This window comes from Streptomyces humidus (genome assembly GCF_014649655.1).
Classification (GTDB): Bacteria; Actinomycetota; Actinomycetes; order Streptomycetales; family Streptomycetaceae; genus Streptomyces; species Streptomyces humidus.
Genome location: NZ_BMTL01000046.1, coordinates 1 through 15,147, shown reverse-complemented (window position 1 = coordinate 15,147; position 15,147 = coordinate 1). Strand labels below are relative to the sequence as shown.

The 15,147-nt window shown below is 69.5% G+C and carries 13 protein-coding genes, 1 rRNA gene and 1 riboswitch; of the genes, 1 reads left to right on the top strand and 13 read right to left on the bottom strand.

The window, feature by feature from the left end:
* Window positions 1-602: 602 nt before the first annotated feature.
* Entirely contained in the window at window positions 603-3,488 is a 2,886-nt protein-coding gene (gcvP, locus tag IE239_RS36560) for an aminomethyl-transferring glycine dehydrogenase (RefSeq protein WP_190153762.1), read from the bottom strand.
* Between the two features lie 186 nt (window positions 3,489-3,674).
* A riboswitch (glycine riboswitch) is annotated at window positions 3,675-3,771 on the bottom strand.
* A gap of 112 nt (window positions 3,772-3,883) precedes the next feature.
* Here gcvP and IE239_RS36555 point away from each other — a divergent pair.
* A complete protein-coding gene (locus IE239_RS36555) occupies window positions 3,884-4,255 on the top strand; it encodes a PRC-barrel domain-containing protein (RefSeq protein ID WP_190153761.1) in 372 nt (123 codons plus the stop codon).
* 4 nt (window positions 4,256-4,259) lie between these two features.
* Here IE239_RS36555 and IE239_RS36550 read toward each other — a convergent pair whose 3' ends face one another.
* From IE239_RS36550 to rrf, 12 genes are all read right to left on the bottom strand, one after another.
* The gene (locus tag IE239_RS36550) at window positions 4,260-4,721 is read right to left on the bottom strand and encodes a nucleotidyltransferase domain-containing protein (RefSeq protein ID WP_190153760.1); all 462 of its coding nucleotides are present in this window, start codon (window positions 4,719-4,721) and stop codon (window positions 4,260-4,262) included.
* 83 nt (window positions 4,722-4,804) lie between these two features.
* A complete protein-coding gene (locus IE239_RS36545; protein ID WP_190153759.1) occupies window positions 4,805-6,253 on the bottom strand; it encodes a DNA polymerase IV in 1,449 nt (482 codons plus the stop codon).
* 64 nt (window positions 6,254-6,317) lie between these two features.
* On the bottom strand, window positions 6,318-7,001 hold the full coding sequence (locus IE239_RS36540) for a MerR family transcriptional regulator (RefSeq protein WP_190153758.1): 684 nt from the start codon (window positions 6,999-7,001) through the stop codon (window positions 6,318-6,320).
* Window positions 7,002-7,239: 238 nt separating this feature from the next.
* Window positions 7,240-7,713: a bifunctional nuclease family protein gene (locus tag IE239_RS36535; protein ID WP_004934251.1), complete on the bottom strand. Its 474-nt coding sequence runs from the start codon at window positions 7,711-7,713 to the stop codon at window positions 7,240-7,242.
* A gap of 84 nt (window positions 7,714-7,797) precedes the next feature.
* Window positions 7,798-8,535: a transcriptional regulator FtsR gene (gene ftsR / locus IE239_RS36530; protein ID WP_190153757.1), complete on the bottom strand. Its 738-nt coding sequence runs from the start codon at window positions 8,533-8,535 to the stop codon at window positions 7,798-7,800.
* A gap of 43 nt (window positions 8,536-8,578) precedes the next feature.
* The gene (locus tag IE239_RS36525) at window positions 8,579-9,463 is read right to left on the bottom strand and encodes a zinc-ribbon and FHA domain-containing protein (RefSeq protein WP_190153788.1); all 885 of its coding nucleotides are present in this window, start codon (window positions 9,461-9,463) and stop codon (window positions 8,579-8,581) included.
* An 82-nt stretch (window positions 9,464-9,545) separates the two neighbouring features.
* Window positions 9,546-10,388 carry a DUF881 domain-containing protein gene (locus tag IE239_RS36520; protein WP_190153756.1) on the bottom strand — a complete coding sequence of 281 codons (843 nt, stop codon included), beginning with the start codon at window positions 10,386-10,388 and terminating at the stop codon, window positions 9,546-9,548.
* Window positions 10,389-10,393: 5 nt separating this feature from the next.
* Complete coding sequence (locus IE239_RS36515) at window positions 10,394-10,726, bottom strand: small basic family protein (protein ID WP_020133151.1); 333 nt, start codon at window positions 10,724-10,726, stop codon at window positions 10,394-10,396.
* Window positions 10,723-11,559 carry a DUF881 domain-containing protein gene (locus IE239_RS36510; protein WP_229878604.1) on the bottom strand — a complete coding sequence of 279 codons (837 nt, stop codon included), beginning with the start codon at window positions 11,557-11,559 and terminating at the stop codon, window positions 10,723-10,725. The genes IE239_RS36515 and IE239_RS36510 overlap by 4 nt, the downstream gene beginning before the upstream one ends.
* Before the next feature lie 165 nt (window positions 11,560-11,724).
* Window positions 11,725-14,220 (bottom strand): mannose-1-phosphate guanyltransferase, encoded by a 2,496-nt coding sequence (locus IE239_RS36505; RefSeq protein ID WP_190153754.1) that lies wholly within the window; start codon window positions 14,218-14,220, stop codon window positions 11,725-11,727.
* A 112-nt stretch (window positions 14,221-14,332) separates the two neighbouring features.
* On the bottom strand, window positions 14,333-14,941 hold the full coding sequence (clsA, locus tag IE239_RS36500) for a cardiolipin synthase ClsA (RefSeq protein WP_190153753.1): 609 nt from the start codon (window positions 14,939-14,941) through the stop codon (window positions 14,333-14,335).
* A 109-nt stretch (window positions 14,942-15,050) separates the two neighbouring features.
* Window positions 15,051-15,147, bottom strand: a 5S ribosomal RNA gene (gene rrf, locus IE239_RS36495); the annotation flags it as partial.

Below are 15,147 nucleotides of genomic sequence, written 5' to 3'. Positions count from 1 at the left end.
ACGGGCGCCTTCGTACCGTATGCGGGCGGCCGCCTCGTCCCCGTCAGCGGGACGGGCATCCACCGGCCGCCGTGGCTTCGCGAGACGGACGGGCCCTCACGGACACGGCCACAGACCCCCGGACGGCCGAGGGCCCCTTCACCACCTTGCGTTCCCTGGCCGTCGCACGCCAGGCGCCGGGAGACCGGCCCGGGAGCGGGCCGCGTACGTCCAGCTCGGCAAACGAGGGTTGCACCACCCGGGCTGCGGCCAGGATCGTCCGAGCCGGTCTCCGCACGGCCAGGCGATCGCGATGCCCGGAACGGACCCGCCGTCCCGGGCAGGAAAAGGCGGCGCCACCGGTCGATGCGGTGGTGCCGCCGACTGCCGGGTCAACCCCTCCCGGGGCCGGGCCCTCTCCCCGGCCGGGCGAGGCAGACAGAGCGCATCCACCGCGCCGACCGGCTACGGGGAGAGGCGTCCGTTCGGCAGAACGCCGCCGAGCCGGGCCGCGGCTCCTGCACCGTCAGCCTCCAGATCCGCGGCAACCGCAGGGCCATGCCCGGAGAGGGCCGGACCCAGCCGTTCCGGGCCGGCGCCGGGCCCTGCGGTGCCGCGCTCACTCAGTCCTCGTACGCGTCCAGCGGCGGGCACGAGCAGACCAGGTTCCGGTCGCCGAACGCCTGGTCGATCCGGCGCACCGGCGGCCAGTACTTGTCGGCGGCCGACACCCCGGCCGGGAAGACGGCCTCCTCACGCGTGTACGCGTGCTCCCACTCCCCGCCGAGGGCGGCCGCGGTGTGCGGCGCGTGGTGGAGCGGGTTGTCCTCGGCCGGCCACTGGCCCGAGCCGACCTTCTCGATCTCCGCGCGGATCGCGATCATCGCGTCGCAGAACCGGTCGAGCTCGACGAGGTCCTCGGACTCGGTCGGCTCGATCATCAGCGTCCCGGCCACCGGGAACGACATCGTCGGCGCGTGGAACCCGTAGTCGATCAGCCGCTTGGCGACGTCGTCGACGCTCACGCCTGTCGCCTTGGTCAGCGGCCGCAGGTCGATGATGCACTCGTGCGCGACCAGCCCGCCCGGCCCGTTGTAGAGCACGGGGTAGTGCGGCTCCAGCCGCTTGGCGATGTAGTTGGCGCTGAGCACGGCCACCTGGGTGGCCCGCTTGAGACCCTCGCCGCCCATGAGCCGCACATAGGCCCAGGAGATCGGCAGGATCCCCGCGGAACCCCAGGGAGCCGCCGAGACCGGTCCCACACCGGTCTCCGGCCCGGCGGCGGGCTGCACCGGGTGGTTCGGCAGATACGGCGCGAGGTGCGACCGCACGGCGACCGGACCGACGCCCGGACCGCCACCGCCGTGCGGGATGCAGAACGTCTTGTGCAGGTTCAGGTGGGACACGTCGCCGCCGAAGTGTCCCGGCTTGGCCAGGCCGACCAGCGCGTTGAGGTTCGCGCCGTCGACGTAGACCTGCCCGCCCGCCTCGTGCACCTGGGCGCAGATGTCGGCGACGTGCTCCTCGAACACCCCGTGCGTCGACGGGTAGGTGATCATCAGGACCGCCAGCTCGTCCCGGTGCTTCTCGATCTTCGCGCGAAGGTCCTCGACGTCGATCTCGCCGTCCTCTGCGGTCTTCACGACGACGACCTTCATGCCCGCCATCACGGCACTGGCCGCGTTGGTCCCGTGCGCGGAGGACGGGATCAGGCACACGGTCCGCTGCTCGTCCCCGTTGCCCCGGTGGTATCCGCGAACGGCGAGCAGCCCGGCCAGCTCGCCCTGCGACCCGGCGTTCGGCTGCAGCGAGACCTTGTCGTACCCGGTGACCTCGGCGAGCTGCTCCTCAAGCTCACGGATGAGCGTCAGATAGCCCTGCGCCTGCTCGGCGGGCGCGAACGGGTGCATCTGCCCGAACTCGGGCCAGGTGACCGGCTCCATCTCGGTGGTCGCGTTGAGCTTCATGGTGCACGAGCCCAGCGGGATCATGCCCCGGTCGAGGGCGTAGTCCCGGTCGGCGAGACGGCGCAGGTAGCGCAGCATCGCGGTCTCGGAGCGGTACTGGTGGAAGACGGGATGCGTCAGGATCGCGTCGGACCGCAGCAGGCCGGCGGGCAGGGCGTCCTCGGTGGCCGCGTCGAGCGCCTCGACGTCGCCGTCCACGCCGAACGCGGCCCACACCGCGGCCACCTGGGCCCGCCCGGTCGTCTCGTCGCAGGAGACCGACACATGGTCGGCGTCGACGAGGTGCAGGTTCACCCCGCGCTCTCGCGCGCCGGCGACGATCTCCGCGGCCTTCGCCGGCACCCGCACGGTCAGCGTGTCGAAGTAGGAGCCGTGCACGACCTCGGCCCCGCCGGCCCGGAGCCCGGCGGCCAGGACGGTGGCGTACCGGTGCGTGCGCCGGGCGATCGCCCGCAGCCCGTCGGGCCCGTGGTACACGGCGTACATCCCGGCCATCACCGCCAGCAGCACCTGCGCCGTGCAGATGTTGCTGGTGGCCTTCTCCCGCCGGATGTGCTGCTCGCGCGTCTGCAGCGCGAGCCGGTAGGCCTTGTGCCCGTCCGCGTCGACGGACACGCCCACGAGCCGCCCGGGCAGGCTGCGCGCGAACTTCTCGTGGACGGCCATGTAGCCGGCGTGCGGTCCGCCGAAGCCCATCGGCACCCCGAACCGCTGGGTGGTGCCGACGGCGATGTCGGCCCCCAGCTCGCCCGGCGACTTCAGCAGCGTCAGCGCGAGCAGGTCGGCGGCTACCGTGACGAGCGCGCCGAGCCCGTGCGCCTGCTCGACGAGCGCCTTGAGATCACGCACGGCGCCCGAGGCCCCGGGGTACTGCACGAGCACGCCGTTGATCTCACGCTCGGCGATCTCCGCCGGGATGCCGTCGCTCAGGTCGGCGACGACGACCTCCACGCCGGTCGGCTCGGCGCGGGTCTCGATCACGGCGATGGTCTGCGGCAGCGCGTCCGCGTCGATCAGGAAGAGCCCCTTCTTGTTCTTCCCCATCCGCCGCGAGAGCGCCATCGCCTCGGCGGCGGCCGTGCCCTCGTCCAGCAGCGACGCACCGGACGTCGGCAGACCCGTCAGGTCGGCGACCATGGTCTGGAAGTTCAGCAGCGCCTCCAGCCGGCCCTGCGAGATCTCCGGCTGGTACGGCGTGTAGGCCGTGTACCAGGCGGGGTTCTCCATGACGTTGCGCAGGACGACGGGCGGCGTGAACGTGCCGTAGTAGCCGAGCCCGATCATCGAGTCGAGGACCTGGTTGCGCCCGGCCAGCGACCGCAGCTCGGCCAGCACCTCGGCTTCGGTGCGCGCGCCCGGCAGGTCCAGCGCGTCGGCGTTCTTGATCACGTCCGGGACCGCGGCGGCGGTGAGCTCGTCGAGCGAGCCGTAGCCGACATGCGCGAGCATCTTGGCCTGCGCCTCGTGATCGGGCCCGACATGGCGCTGCTCGAAGGGGATTCCCTGCTCGAGCTCGGAGAGTGGAATGCGATGGGCGGTCATTACGGAGGCCTCCTGGTCTGACACGACCTTCGTGGGTCACCACGGCGCGGGTACCCGGACGGCCTCCCCCTCTGTCATCTCAACCTGAGAGCTTCACCGGCCGCCCGTAAGGACGCCCGGCTTTCACCGTCGGTGAGAGCGGACACCGTCGACGCCGTCGGCACCCGCCCTGCTTTCCAGAGTGACCTCGTCCGTGCGGTACGTGAGCCTGAGAGATTCCGGGGAGGATTTGCTCCTTCGGCGCCTCCGAATGTCGTTCGGAGGACTCTCCCGCACGGGGTCAACAGCCATTGTCAGACTACCAGCGAGGTCAACATCACCCTCTCGAGTGGCCGCCGATCCCATTGTGCCCTTTTGTGGTGCTGACGGATGAGTTGCGACCAAGTGGAGGGCCCGTGCAGACCGACATCGATCCGCGCAACCTGATCGGCCGCAAGGCGTTCGACCGCAACGGCGCCAAGATCGGCACCGTCGACGAGGTCTACCTCGACGACGCGACCGGCGTTCCGGAGTGGGCGGCCATACGGACAGGCCTGTTCTCCCGCGACGCCTTCGTCCCGCTGGAGCCCAGCGAGCTGGTCGAGGGCGCCCTGCGCGTCCCCTTCGACCGCGCGCTGATCAAGGACGCCCCGGACTTCGGCGTGGGCCGCCACCTCTCCCCGGAGCAGGAACTCCAGCTCTATCACCACTACGGTCTCGACCTGGGCTCCCCTCCCCCGCTCCCCGACCACGACTTCGGCCGGCTGGCGGGCACGGACGACGGCTGAGCCCTCAGGCGCAGGCTCGTATCAGCGCCCCCAGGATCCCGGCCGGGTCGTACAGCGGCCGTGCTCCGTCCGTGACGACTCTTCGGGTACCGGCGTCGACCGGATCGGTCCTGGCCCAAGCGGTGGGTCCGACGCACATCTCCACCTCCAGACCGGACGCGGTGACCTGCCGCCATTCGGTGAGCGGTCCCCAGGCACGGACGCGCACCACCTCCCCCAGGGACAACTCCGGCAGCCATGCGTCACCCTCCGCATACCGGTCCGGAGCCGTCGACAACAACAGGAGGTCGACGTCCGAATCGGCCCGCGCCGCTCCACGGGCGCAGGACCCGACGAGCAGCAACCCCGCCACGTCGCTCCGTTCGGCGCACCAACGGGCCACCCGGTCCGTCACCGAACTCATCTCGGCCGCCCGCCGGGGCGACACTCCGGCCCGCTCCACGGACCGGTCCCCTCGCATGTCCATCCAGCTCCCTCCCCTCCGCCGTCGGCAGCGCCCTTCCCGGCGTCGCCGCCACTCCGCCGCGGCTCGTATGCTCTACGCACCGCTCAAGTCGCCTCACCCTGTGTAACTGATCGGCCTTGTGGAGAGTTCCCGGCTTCCCACTCCGTGCGCCCGACGTGCGGATCGGTCACCTCCGCCGCCGGCCCGTCGCCCTCGTCGGATCCTGGCCGCACCAGCGGCAGCGGATCCGCCGGCTCCAGCCCGGGGTCGTCGGTCCGGAACGTCCGCACCCGCCCCGGCTCCGACTCGGGCGTCTCGAAGCGCACCGTCACCCGGCCGAGGCCACTTCCCTGCACCCACCCGTGCCCCAGCTCGGCATGGCGCACATCATGTCCGGGCCGCCACCGGTGCTCGGCCGGCGCGGGGACCTCGGCGACGGCCTCGCCCGCCGGCTCCTCCGCAGGCTCGTCCGAACGCCTCTCCGCGGCCTGAGCGAACAGGTCCTCCTGGGTGAAGTCCGCCAGACCGCTGACGCCGACGCCCAGGAGCCGCACCCCACCGGTCGTGTCCACGGCGTCCAGCAGCCTGGCAGCCGCTTCCCGGACCACCGCGAGATCGTCGGTCGGCCCGCGCAGCGTCTCGGACCGGGTGAGCGTGGAGAAGTCGTAGCGCCGCACCTTCAGCACGATGGTCCGCCCGGACAGACCGGCCTCCCGCAGCCTGCGCACACACCGGTCCGCGAGCCGTTGCACCTCCAGCTCGACCCGTACCCGGTCGTGGATGTCCACGTCATAGGTGTCCTCGACCGACACGGACTTCGTCTCCCGCTCCGCCACCACCGGACGGTCGTCCCTCGCGAGCGCCATCGCGTACAGGGCATGCCCGTGGGCCTTGCCCAGCAGCCGCACCAGCTCGTCCTCACCGGCCTCCGCGATCTCGTCGACCGTGGTGACCCCGGCGCGCCGCAAATGGTCCCCCGTGGCCGGGCCGACTCCCGGCAGCGTGCGCACCGACATCGGCCCGAGCATCGCCCGCTCGGTGCCCGGTTCGATGAGCACCAGACCGTCGGGCTTCGCCTGCTCCGATGCGATCTTTGCGAGCATCTTGCAGGAGGCCAGCCCCACCGAGCCCGTCAGACCGGTCACCCTGCGTATGTCCCCGCGCAGCCGAATACCGGCCAGACGCGCCGACTCGCTGTCCCAGGCCGCCTCTCCGGCCTCCAGGTCCACGAATGCCTCGTCCAGGCTCAGGGGCTCGACCAACGGTGAAAGCGCACGCAGCAGCCCCATCACCTGCTCGCTGATCGAGCGGTAGAACGCGAAGCGCGGAACGAGGTAGGCGGCATGGGGGGCCAGACGGCGCGCCTGGGCCATGGGCATCGCCGAGTGCACCCCGAAGACACGCGCCTCGTAGGAGGCGGTCGCCACCACCCCGCGCGGCCCCAGACCGCCCACGACCACGGCTTTCCCGCGCAGACTCGGCTTGGACGCCTGCTCCGCCTGGGCGAAGAAGGCATCCATGTCGAGATGCAGGATCGTGGGCGCGTTTCTCACACGTCCGATGGTGCACCACACCACTGACAACGGCGTTCCCCGCCGCCGGCGCCCCTGAAGGGCCTCAGACCGCCCGGTTGCGCCGACGCGCCAGCTCGTCCGCAGGGTTGTGACCCACCAGCGTCTCCCCAGTGTCCACGCGCTCCCCGTGCAACTGCGACAGCGCGCTCTCCACGTCCCGCCACACCACGCCCACGGCGATTCCGAAGACGCCCTGCCCGCCCTGGAGCAGGGCGTGGACCTCGTCAGGCGAGGTGCACTCGTACACCGTGGCGCCGTCGCTCATCAGCGTCATGCGCTCCAGGTCGCTGAACCCGCGCTCACGCAGATGCTGGACGGCGCCCCGGATGTTCTGCAGCGACACCCCGGTGTCGAGGAACCGCTTGACGATCTTCAGGACGACGACGTCCCGGAAGCTGTACAACCGCTGGGTGCCGGAGCCGTGCGCGGGCCGCACGCTCGGCTCGACGAGCCCGGTGCGAGCCCAGTAGTCCAGCTGCCGGTAGGTGATGCCCGCGGCCGCACAGGCCGTCGGACCGCGATAGCCGATCTGCTCGGACGCCATGGACGTCGCCCCTCCGCTGCTCGGCACGGCTGCCGGTCGATGCGGGGCGTGATCGGCCGCGCCGCCCTGGTGGGGGTATCCCCCACCCGGACGCAACCGAGAGCTCGGGGGAGGGTACGGACCGCTTCCCCCGACGCCGAGTCCGGGGGCACCCCCAGCCGTACCGTCGCCGCTGCTTCTCACGCCGACCTCCGTCCTTGAACTGCCTTCTCGACGGTAGGCAGTCACCAGGGGTGCGTCAACGATCGCCACACTCGGCACGCCGAGTGATAATCACCCTAAGAGTGGTTTCCCGCACCCCACCGCGGGGAAAGGCTAGCCGAATGCGCTGAGGACCAGTCGTAGGACGCTCTCAGTGGCCCCCGGCATTTGCCGGAAACAGGAGCGGTCACCCCGCGCCCCCGGTCGCGCCCCGCGGCGCCTACTGGTTGCTGGTGCCGAAGTCCTCGGGCGAGATCTGGTCCAGGAACTCGCGGAACTTCTCGACCTCGTCCTCCTGCTCGTCCGGGATGGCGATCCCCGCGTCGTCGAGCACCGTGTCGCTGCCGTAGATCGGCGTTCCGGTGCGCAGCGCCAGCGCTATGGCGTCGGACGGCCGCGCACTCACCTCGACCCCGCTGGCGAAGACCAGCTCCGCGTAGAAGACGCCCTCCCGCAGATCCGTGATGCGCACTTCGGTGAGCTCCTGGCCGACGGCCTCCAGCACGTCCTTGAACAGATCATGGGTCAGCGGCCGCGCCGGAGCCATGCCCTGCTGGGCGAAGGCGATCGCCGTCGCCTCGCCCGGTCCGATCCAGATGGGAAGGTAACGGTCGCCTCCCACTTCGCGCAGCAGCACGATCGGTTGGTTGGAGGGCATCTCGACCCGGACACCTACGACATCGAGCTCGTTCACACAGCAACCCTAGGCCGTGCCCGGGACGTTTGGGTAGTCGGGCCGGGAACGGGTGACCGATCCGCCGTCGGCGAAGCCACCCGCTCAGGGCAGCCGCACCCCGAGCGCGGTCTGCACCAATGCGGCGTGCAGCCGCACCGTGAGCCCCGCGATCTCCTTGCTGCGAGCCTCCGCGTGGGCCCGGGTCTGCGGATTGCGGTGGAGTTTGAGAGGGGCCACCACCTGGTCCACGAGTCCGGCCTCGCGGTCGGCGGCGGCCTTCATCGCCCGCAGATGCCTCGGCTCGATCCCGAACCGGCCCAGCTCGGCGACGAGGGCGGCCACCGTGGCGGCCTCGGCGTCGTAGACCCCGCCCTCCAGCGGGACGACGAGACCGTACGACTCCCACTCCTCCAGCTCCCGCTCGCCGATCCCGGCGGCCGCCAGCAGCTCAGCGCGACCGATCCGGGCGACGGTGGGTCCGTCCGAGAGCTCCACAAGGGCCTCGCCGTCCCGCTGCCGGCCCACAGTGGGCAGCGGCGCGGCCTCGCCGCGCTCCATGGCGTCCAGATGCTCCCGGATGACCTTGAGCGGCAGATAGTGGTCCCGCTGCATCCTCAGCACGTGGCCGAGTCGTTCGACGTCCCGCGCGCTGAACTTGCGATACCCCGACGGGGTCCGCTGCGGCTCGACGAGCCCTTCCGACTCCAGAAAACGGATCTTGGAGATGGTGACTTCGGGAAACTCGTCGCGCAACGCGTTCAGCACCGCGCCGATGCTCATCGGACCACCGTCCGCGGCGGCGGCGCCGTGTCCGGCACCGCCCCTCGGTGTTCGCAGCATGGACCTTCCCTGGGGAATCCCCCGGGCAGAGCCCGGGGGCGGGTCAGTAGCCCTGCTGGCTCGCGTAGAAGACCAGCCGGTACTTTCCGATCTGCACCTCGTCGCCGTTCGACAGAGCGACCTCGTCGATCCGCTCCCGGTTGACATAGGTGCCGTTCAGACTGCCGACGTCCGCCACCCTGAACGTGCCGTCGGGGTTGCGCCGGAACTCCACGTGCCGACGCGAGACGGTGACGTCGTCCAGGAAGATGTCGCTCTGCGGGTGGCGGCCGGCCGTGGTCAGGTCGCCGTCCAGCAGGAACCGGCTGCCCGAGTTCGGGCCACGTCGCACGACCAGCAGCGCCGAACCCAGCGGCAGCGCGTCCACCGCGGCCTGCGCCTCGGGAGACAGGGCCGGCAACTGCGTCTGACCGGTGACCTCAGCGTCGTAGGCCTCGAGACCGGAGATGGAGATCGTGGACGTCGTCTCCGACGCCCGCTCGGGCGTCAGCCCGGGACGCAGCGGCGCGCCGCAGTTGGAGCAGAAGCGGCTGTTCTCCGCGTTGCGGTTACCGCACCTCGTACACACCAGGGCTGTCATAGGGGAAAACCCTCCACCCGCACTTGAGGTTGACGGTTGGCCGAAACCTATGCCGCCAGACTGTGCAGGGTCAACAGACGCCGCGCCCTGACCACCGGAAATATCACCGCCCGGACCACCCACCTGGTCCCTGAACAGCGGCCGCTGACCTTCCGCGTCGGGCTGTGCGCGATGACGAGCGGTCGCGTTCTCGCCGCCCTCTCGCGCGCTCTTGCCGAACAACTTCGCAAACAACTTCACGGGCGATTCCCCTTGACCGAAACAGACCCGCCCGTGGGGCAGGACGAACCCTGACTGATTACACCGGTCGACCCGGACACCTTCACAACGTCCGTGCCCACCAGACAGTTTCCACCACGCACCACCCGATCGGTGCGTCGACCCCCCGCAACCTCATGCCCCTGCCGGACGCCCCCCAAGCACTCCCTGTTCACTGCTCCGACGACCGAGCGTAGTCAGGCCGCTTCGCTGCTCGCAAGGCGTCCACGACGATCTTGTCGGACCGCTCGACGGTCACGGTGGCCTGCTCCTTCTCCAGAGTCTGCACCACGCCTCCCGGGATGTTCAGCGCCGGCTCGAGATCCTGTGGATTGCCGATGACCTGGAAACGATAGGGCGTGTGGATCTTGTTCCCGTCGACGCTCACGCTCTTGCCGGATTCCGTCAGAAAGGTCCCGGCAACGACCCGCACGCCGTTCACCTGGATCGCCTCGGCCCCGGCCGCGCGCAGCTCCTGGATCGCGTCGAGCAACATGTCCGCCTCGACCGTCCCCTTCGTGTCCTCGATGGTCATCGTGATGCCCGGTCCCTGCGCGGCGACCGTGCCCGCCAGAATGCCGAGTTGCCTCTCCTTCTCGACGGTCTGCTTGCGAGCCTCTTCCGCCTGGTCGGAGCTGTTCTCCAACTCCTGCTGCTGCTTCTCGAGACCCTGCTTCTCGTCTTCAAGACGCTGACTGCGGTCGCCGAGTTCATCGAGGATGCGAACAAGATCTTCCTGACGCGCGCCACGCAGGGCGTTCCCGCTGTCGCTGTTGGACGCGACCTGTACGGCCAGCCCGAAGCCGAGACCGAACAGCAGCAGGGCGACGATGAGTTGGGCCCGGGTGACCCGCGGCGGCCAGAGTCCCTGGACCAGCCGCTGCCGACCGGTCGACGCGGGCTCGGCCGGCTTTGCGGCAGCGTCGTCCGCGGGCCCGGCCGCAGGGACCTCGTCGGGCAACTCCCTGCGCAGACGGTAGCCGGGCGTCTCGTCGTTCGCGTCCTGGTTGCTCATGGCCGTCACGCCCGGAACACGTGCCGACGGATGGCCGCGGCATTGGAGAAGATCCGGATTCCGAGGACGACCACCACACCGGTGGACAGCTGCGACCCCACGCCCAACTCGTCGCCCAGGAAGACGATCAATGCGGCCACCACCACGTTCGACAGGAACGACACGACGAACACCTTGTCGTCGAAGATGCCGTCGAGCATGGCCCGCAAGCCGCCGAACACGGCGTCCAACGCCGCCACCACGGCGATCGGCAGATACGGTACGACGGCTGCCGGCACCTCGGGCTGGACCAATAGTCCGGCCACGACTCCCACGACGAGGCCCAGTACGGCGATCACGATGCGTCCTTCTCAGTTCTCGGCTGTGCTGTGCGTACGATCACACTCGGTGCCGCGGGCAGCCGGACGTCGTCCACCACCGAGATGGCCGTCCGGATGCCGTAGTTCTCCTGAAGCGCGTTCAGATACAGCCCGTCAGCGCTGTCCTGGAACCTCGTGCTCAGGTTCTTCCCCTCCCCCACCGCCAGGACCGTGTACGGCGGCACCAGCGGCTTGTTGTCGACCAGTATCGCCTCACCCGCGGCCCTGATCGCCGACAGCGCCGTCAGCCGCTGGCCGTTGATCGAGACGGCCTCCGCGCCCGACGCCCACAGGCCGTTGACCACCCGCTGCATGTCGCGGTCCCGAACCCGGCCGGTGTCGGAGAAACCCGCGGTCTCACGCGGACCGCCGCCGTCGCCCGAGGTGGCCTCCTTGGCGTCGTTCACCACCAGTTTCACGCCAGGCCCGTGCACCTCGACCGCGCCGGCCAGGATCCCCACCAGGTCCGCCCGCCGGCCGCCGCCGCTCTGCCTGAGCGCCTCCTGCTGCCGGGTGCTCACGTCGTCGCGCAGCTTGTCGACCGTGCTCTCCAGCCTGTCGGCCGCCTCGGTCTCGCGGTCGATGCGGTCGATCAGCTCCTCGCGCTCCTTGGCGACGACCGGAGCCGCGACCCGCGCCTGCACCGCACCGACGGTGACCACCAGGGCCGCGAGCACCAGGCCCGCGGCCAGAAGGAGCTTCGCCCGCGCCGTCCGCGGCATGCCCCCGGTGCCTTCGGTCCTCTTACGGGCGGCCGCCTCGGCATAACCGTCGTCGAGGCTGTGATCCATGACGTTCGTGAGCAGCGACATGGACGCGTCCGGGCGCGCCACGCGCGCGGGTGTGCTCCGAACGGGGGGTGGCTGCGGCATGCCGCACATCGTCGCACGTCGCGTCGAGTGCCGCCGAACGGCCCCACGCGCGTGCCGGGCAGTGCCCCTCGGGGACCCTTGTCCGGCACACACGTGTACAGCAGATCAGCGACCGGCGCTGTCCACCACCGCCGCCCACTCGTCCAGCAGGGCCTGCGCGGACGCGTCGTCCGGCCCTTCGGCCCACAGATGGGTGACTGCCTCGGCCGGGTCGGGCAGTACCATCACCCAGCGCCCGTCGGTCTCCACCACCCGTACCCCGTCCGTGGTGTCCACGAAGCGATCTCCGGCCGCTTCGACGACCCTGCGCATCACGAGCCCCTTGACGGCCCACGGGGTCGCCAGATCCCGCTTCAGGACGTGTGCCCGCGGGATACGCGCGTCGATCTGGCTGAGGGTGAGCTGTGTCCGGGCCACGAGCCCGATCAGCCGCACGAAGGCCGCCGTGCCGTCGAAGACACTGCTGAACTCCGGGACGATGAACCCGCCCTTGCCGTCACCGCCGAAGATGGTGGTCTCGTCCTGTCCGACCCGGGTGAGATCGTCGGGCGAGGTCGTCGTCCACTCGACCTGGGTTCCGTGATAGGCCGCGACCTGCTCGGCGATCCGCGTCGTCGTCACCGGCAGGGCGACACGACCGCTGCGCCGCTCCGCGGCCACCAGGTCGAGCAGCACGAGCAGCGCGCGGTCGTCCTCGATGATCCGCCCCTTCTCGTCGACGAGAGAGAGCCGCTCACCCACCGGGTCGAAGCGCACGCCGAACGCGGCACGCGAGGAGGCCACGATCTCCCCGAGCCGCACCAGCCCGGAGCGGCGCTGGTCGCCGGTCTCCGTCGGCCGTGCCTCGTTCAGACCGGGATTGATCGTCAGCGAGTCCACGCCGAGCTTGCCGAGGAGGCTCGGGAGCACCAGTCCGGCACTGCCGTTCGAGGCGTCCACGACGACCTTCAACCCGGACTCCGCGATTCCGGTCGTGTCCACGTTCCGCAGCAGCGAGCCCGTGTACGAGTCGAAGACGCTGGCCGGGAAATACAGATCCCCGATCTCTCCCGGAAACGCCCGCCGGTACTCCTGCCGCGCGAACACCCGGTCCAGCTTCCGCTGGCTGCCCTGTGACAGGTCGGCGCCCTGGCCGTCGAAGAACATGATGTCGACGGAGTCCGGCACGCCGGGCGAGGTCCGGATCATGATCCCGCCCGCACTCCCGCGCGCGGTCTGCTGCCGCGCGACGGGCAGCGGGACGTTCTCCAGGTCCCGTACGTCGATGGCGCTGGCCTGGAGGGCCGAGATGACAGCCCGCTTGAGCGCACGGGCACCGCGCGAGTGGTCGCGCGCCGTGGTGACGGTGGACCCCTTCTTCAGCGTCGTGGCGTACGCGCCGGCGAGACGCACGGCCAGTTCCGGCGTGATCTCCACGTTCAGGATGCCGGACACCCCGCGCGCGCCGAAGAGGTGGGCCTGCCCACGGGACTCCCAGATCACCGAGGTGTTGACGAACGCACCGGCTTCGATTGTCTTGAAGGGATAGACCCGCACATTGCCTTGCACGATCGATTCTTCACCGATCAGGCACTCGTCGCCGATGACGGCGCCGTCCTCGATCCGGGCGGCCCGCATGATGTCGGTGTTCTTGCCGACGACGCAGCCGCGCAGATTGCTGTGCTGACCGACGTACACGTTGTCGTGCACGACAGCCTTGTGCAGGAAGGCACCGCTTTTCACCACGACATTGGATCCGATGACCGAGTGTTCGCGGATCTCCGCGCCCGCTTCGACCTTCGCATAGTCGCCGATGTAGAGCGGGCCGCGGAGATCGGCGTCGGGGTGTACTTCGGCCCCTTCGGCGACCCACACGCCCGGAGAGATCTCGAAGCCGTCGATCTCGACGTCGACCTTGCCTTCCAGGACGTCCGCCTGGGCCTTCACGTAGCTTTCGTGCGTGCCCACGTCCTCCCAGTAGCCCTCGGCGACGAAGCCGTAGACCGGCTTGCCCTCCTTCATCAGCTGCGGGAAGACGTCACCGGACCAGTCGACGGGAACGTCGGCCTCGACATAGTCGAAGACCTCGGGCTCCATGACGTAGATGCCGGTGTTCACCGTGTCCGAGAAGACCTGCCCCCAGGTCGGCTTCTCCAGGAAGCGCTCGACCTTGCCCTCTTCGTCGACGATCGTGATACCGAATTCCAGCGGATTCGGGACGCGCGTCAGACAGACGGTGACGAGCGCCCCCTTTTCCTTGTGGAAGTTGATGAGCTCGGTGAGGTCGAAGTCGGTCAGGGCGTCACCGGAGATGACGAGGAAGGCGTCGTCTTTCAGCGCCTCCTCTGCGTTCTTGACGCTTCCGGCGGTACCGAGTGGCTTCTCCTCGTTGGCATAGCTGAGCTCCATTCCGAGCTCTTCGCCGTCACCGAAATAGTTCTTGACGAGCGATGCCAGGAACTGAACGGTTACCACGGTCTCATTGAGCCCATGCCTTTTGAGCAGCCTCAGAACGTGCTCCATGATCGGCCGGTTGGCCACCGGCAGGAGCGGCTTGGGCATGCTCGAGGTCATAGGGCGAAGGCGCGTGCCTTCGCCTCCGGCCATCACGACGGCCTTCATGTCGGAAGCGTCCTCCTAAAGAGACGACGGTCTAGCCGACTTCACCCGTCCAGATTGTCCCGCAGATTCACGCCGCAGGCCATCGAGCCACTGCTGCTGCCAATCGGCGAGGTCAGTCGGCCACAGCGTCCGCACGAACGAGGCGGCGGACCTGTACCACATACAAGACTCCTGCCCACCAGTACAGGGTTGTACCCCATCCTGCGAACGCCCATCCGAAAATAGCAGCCAGTGACGCCAACCACCCACTTCCGTCACTGAGCAGGAGCAGCGGGAAGGCGTACATCAGGTTGAAGGTCGCGGCCTTGCCCAGGAAGTTCACCTGCGGCGGCGGATAGCCGTGCCGCCTGAGGATGCCCACCATCACCAGGAGAACCAGCTCACGCGCAAGAAGTACCGACGTCAACCACAAGGGAAGAATCCCGCGCCAGGTGAGGCCGACCAGGGTCGAGAGAATGTACAGCCGGTCGGCTGCCGGGTCGAGGAGCCGGCCGAGACTGCTGACCTGGTTCCAGCGTCGCGCGAGCTTGCCGTCCAGATAGTCGCTGACCCCGCTGAGAGCCAGCACGAGGAGGGCCCAGCCGTCGCTCTGCGGGCCTCCGAACTCGGGCCGGAGGATCAGCCACAGAAAGAGGGGCACGCCGACGAGACGCGCCATGCTGAGGATGTTCGGGATGGTGAGCACCCGGTCTGTCTGAACGCGGGTCTCCTGGACCTCCACCCGGGGGCCTCCAGTAGGAAATGAGCCAACGATGCCCCCTGACCCTACCCCAACGCAAAAAAGCTCTGGCTCTCGGGCTGAGTGCCCAAGAGCCAGAGCTCTAAAAGGAGTTCGGCGGTGTCCTACTCTCCCACAGGGTCCCCCCTGCAGTACCATCGGCGCTGTAAGGCTTAGCTTCCGGGTTCGGAATGTAACCGGGCGTTTCC

What these genes read in the sequence shown, in the direction of transcription:
- gcvP (WP_190153762.1), bottom strand. Translation starts at nt 3,488, where the DNA reads ATGACCGCCCATCGCATTCCACTCTCCGAGCTCGAGCAGGGAATCCCC.
- IE239_RS36550 (WP_190153760.1), bottom strand. Translation starts at nt 4,721, where the DNA reads ATGGACATGCGAGGGGACCGGTCCGTGGAGCGGGCCGGAGTGTCGCCC.
- ftsR (WP_190153757.1), bottom strand. Translation starts at nt 8,535, where the DNA reads ATGCTGCGAACACCGAGGGGCGGTGCCGGACACGGCGCCGCCGCCGCG.
- IE239_RS36520 (WP_190153756.1), bottom strand. Translation starts at nt 10,388, where the DNA reads ATGAGCAACCAGGACGCGAACGACGAGACGCCCGGCTACCGTCTGCGC.
- IE239_RS36510 (WP_229878604.1), bottom strand. Translation starts at nt 11,559, where the DNA reads ATGTCGCTGCTCACGAACGTCATGGATCACAGCCTCGACGACGGTTAT.
- IE239_RS36505 (WP_190153754.1), bottom strand. Translation starts at nt 14,220, where the DNA reads ATGAAGGCCGTCGTGATGGCCGGAGGCGAAGGCACGCGCCTTCGCCCT.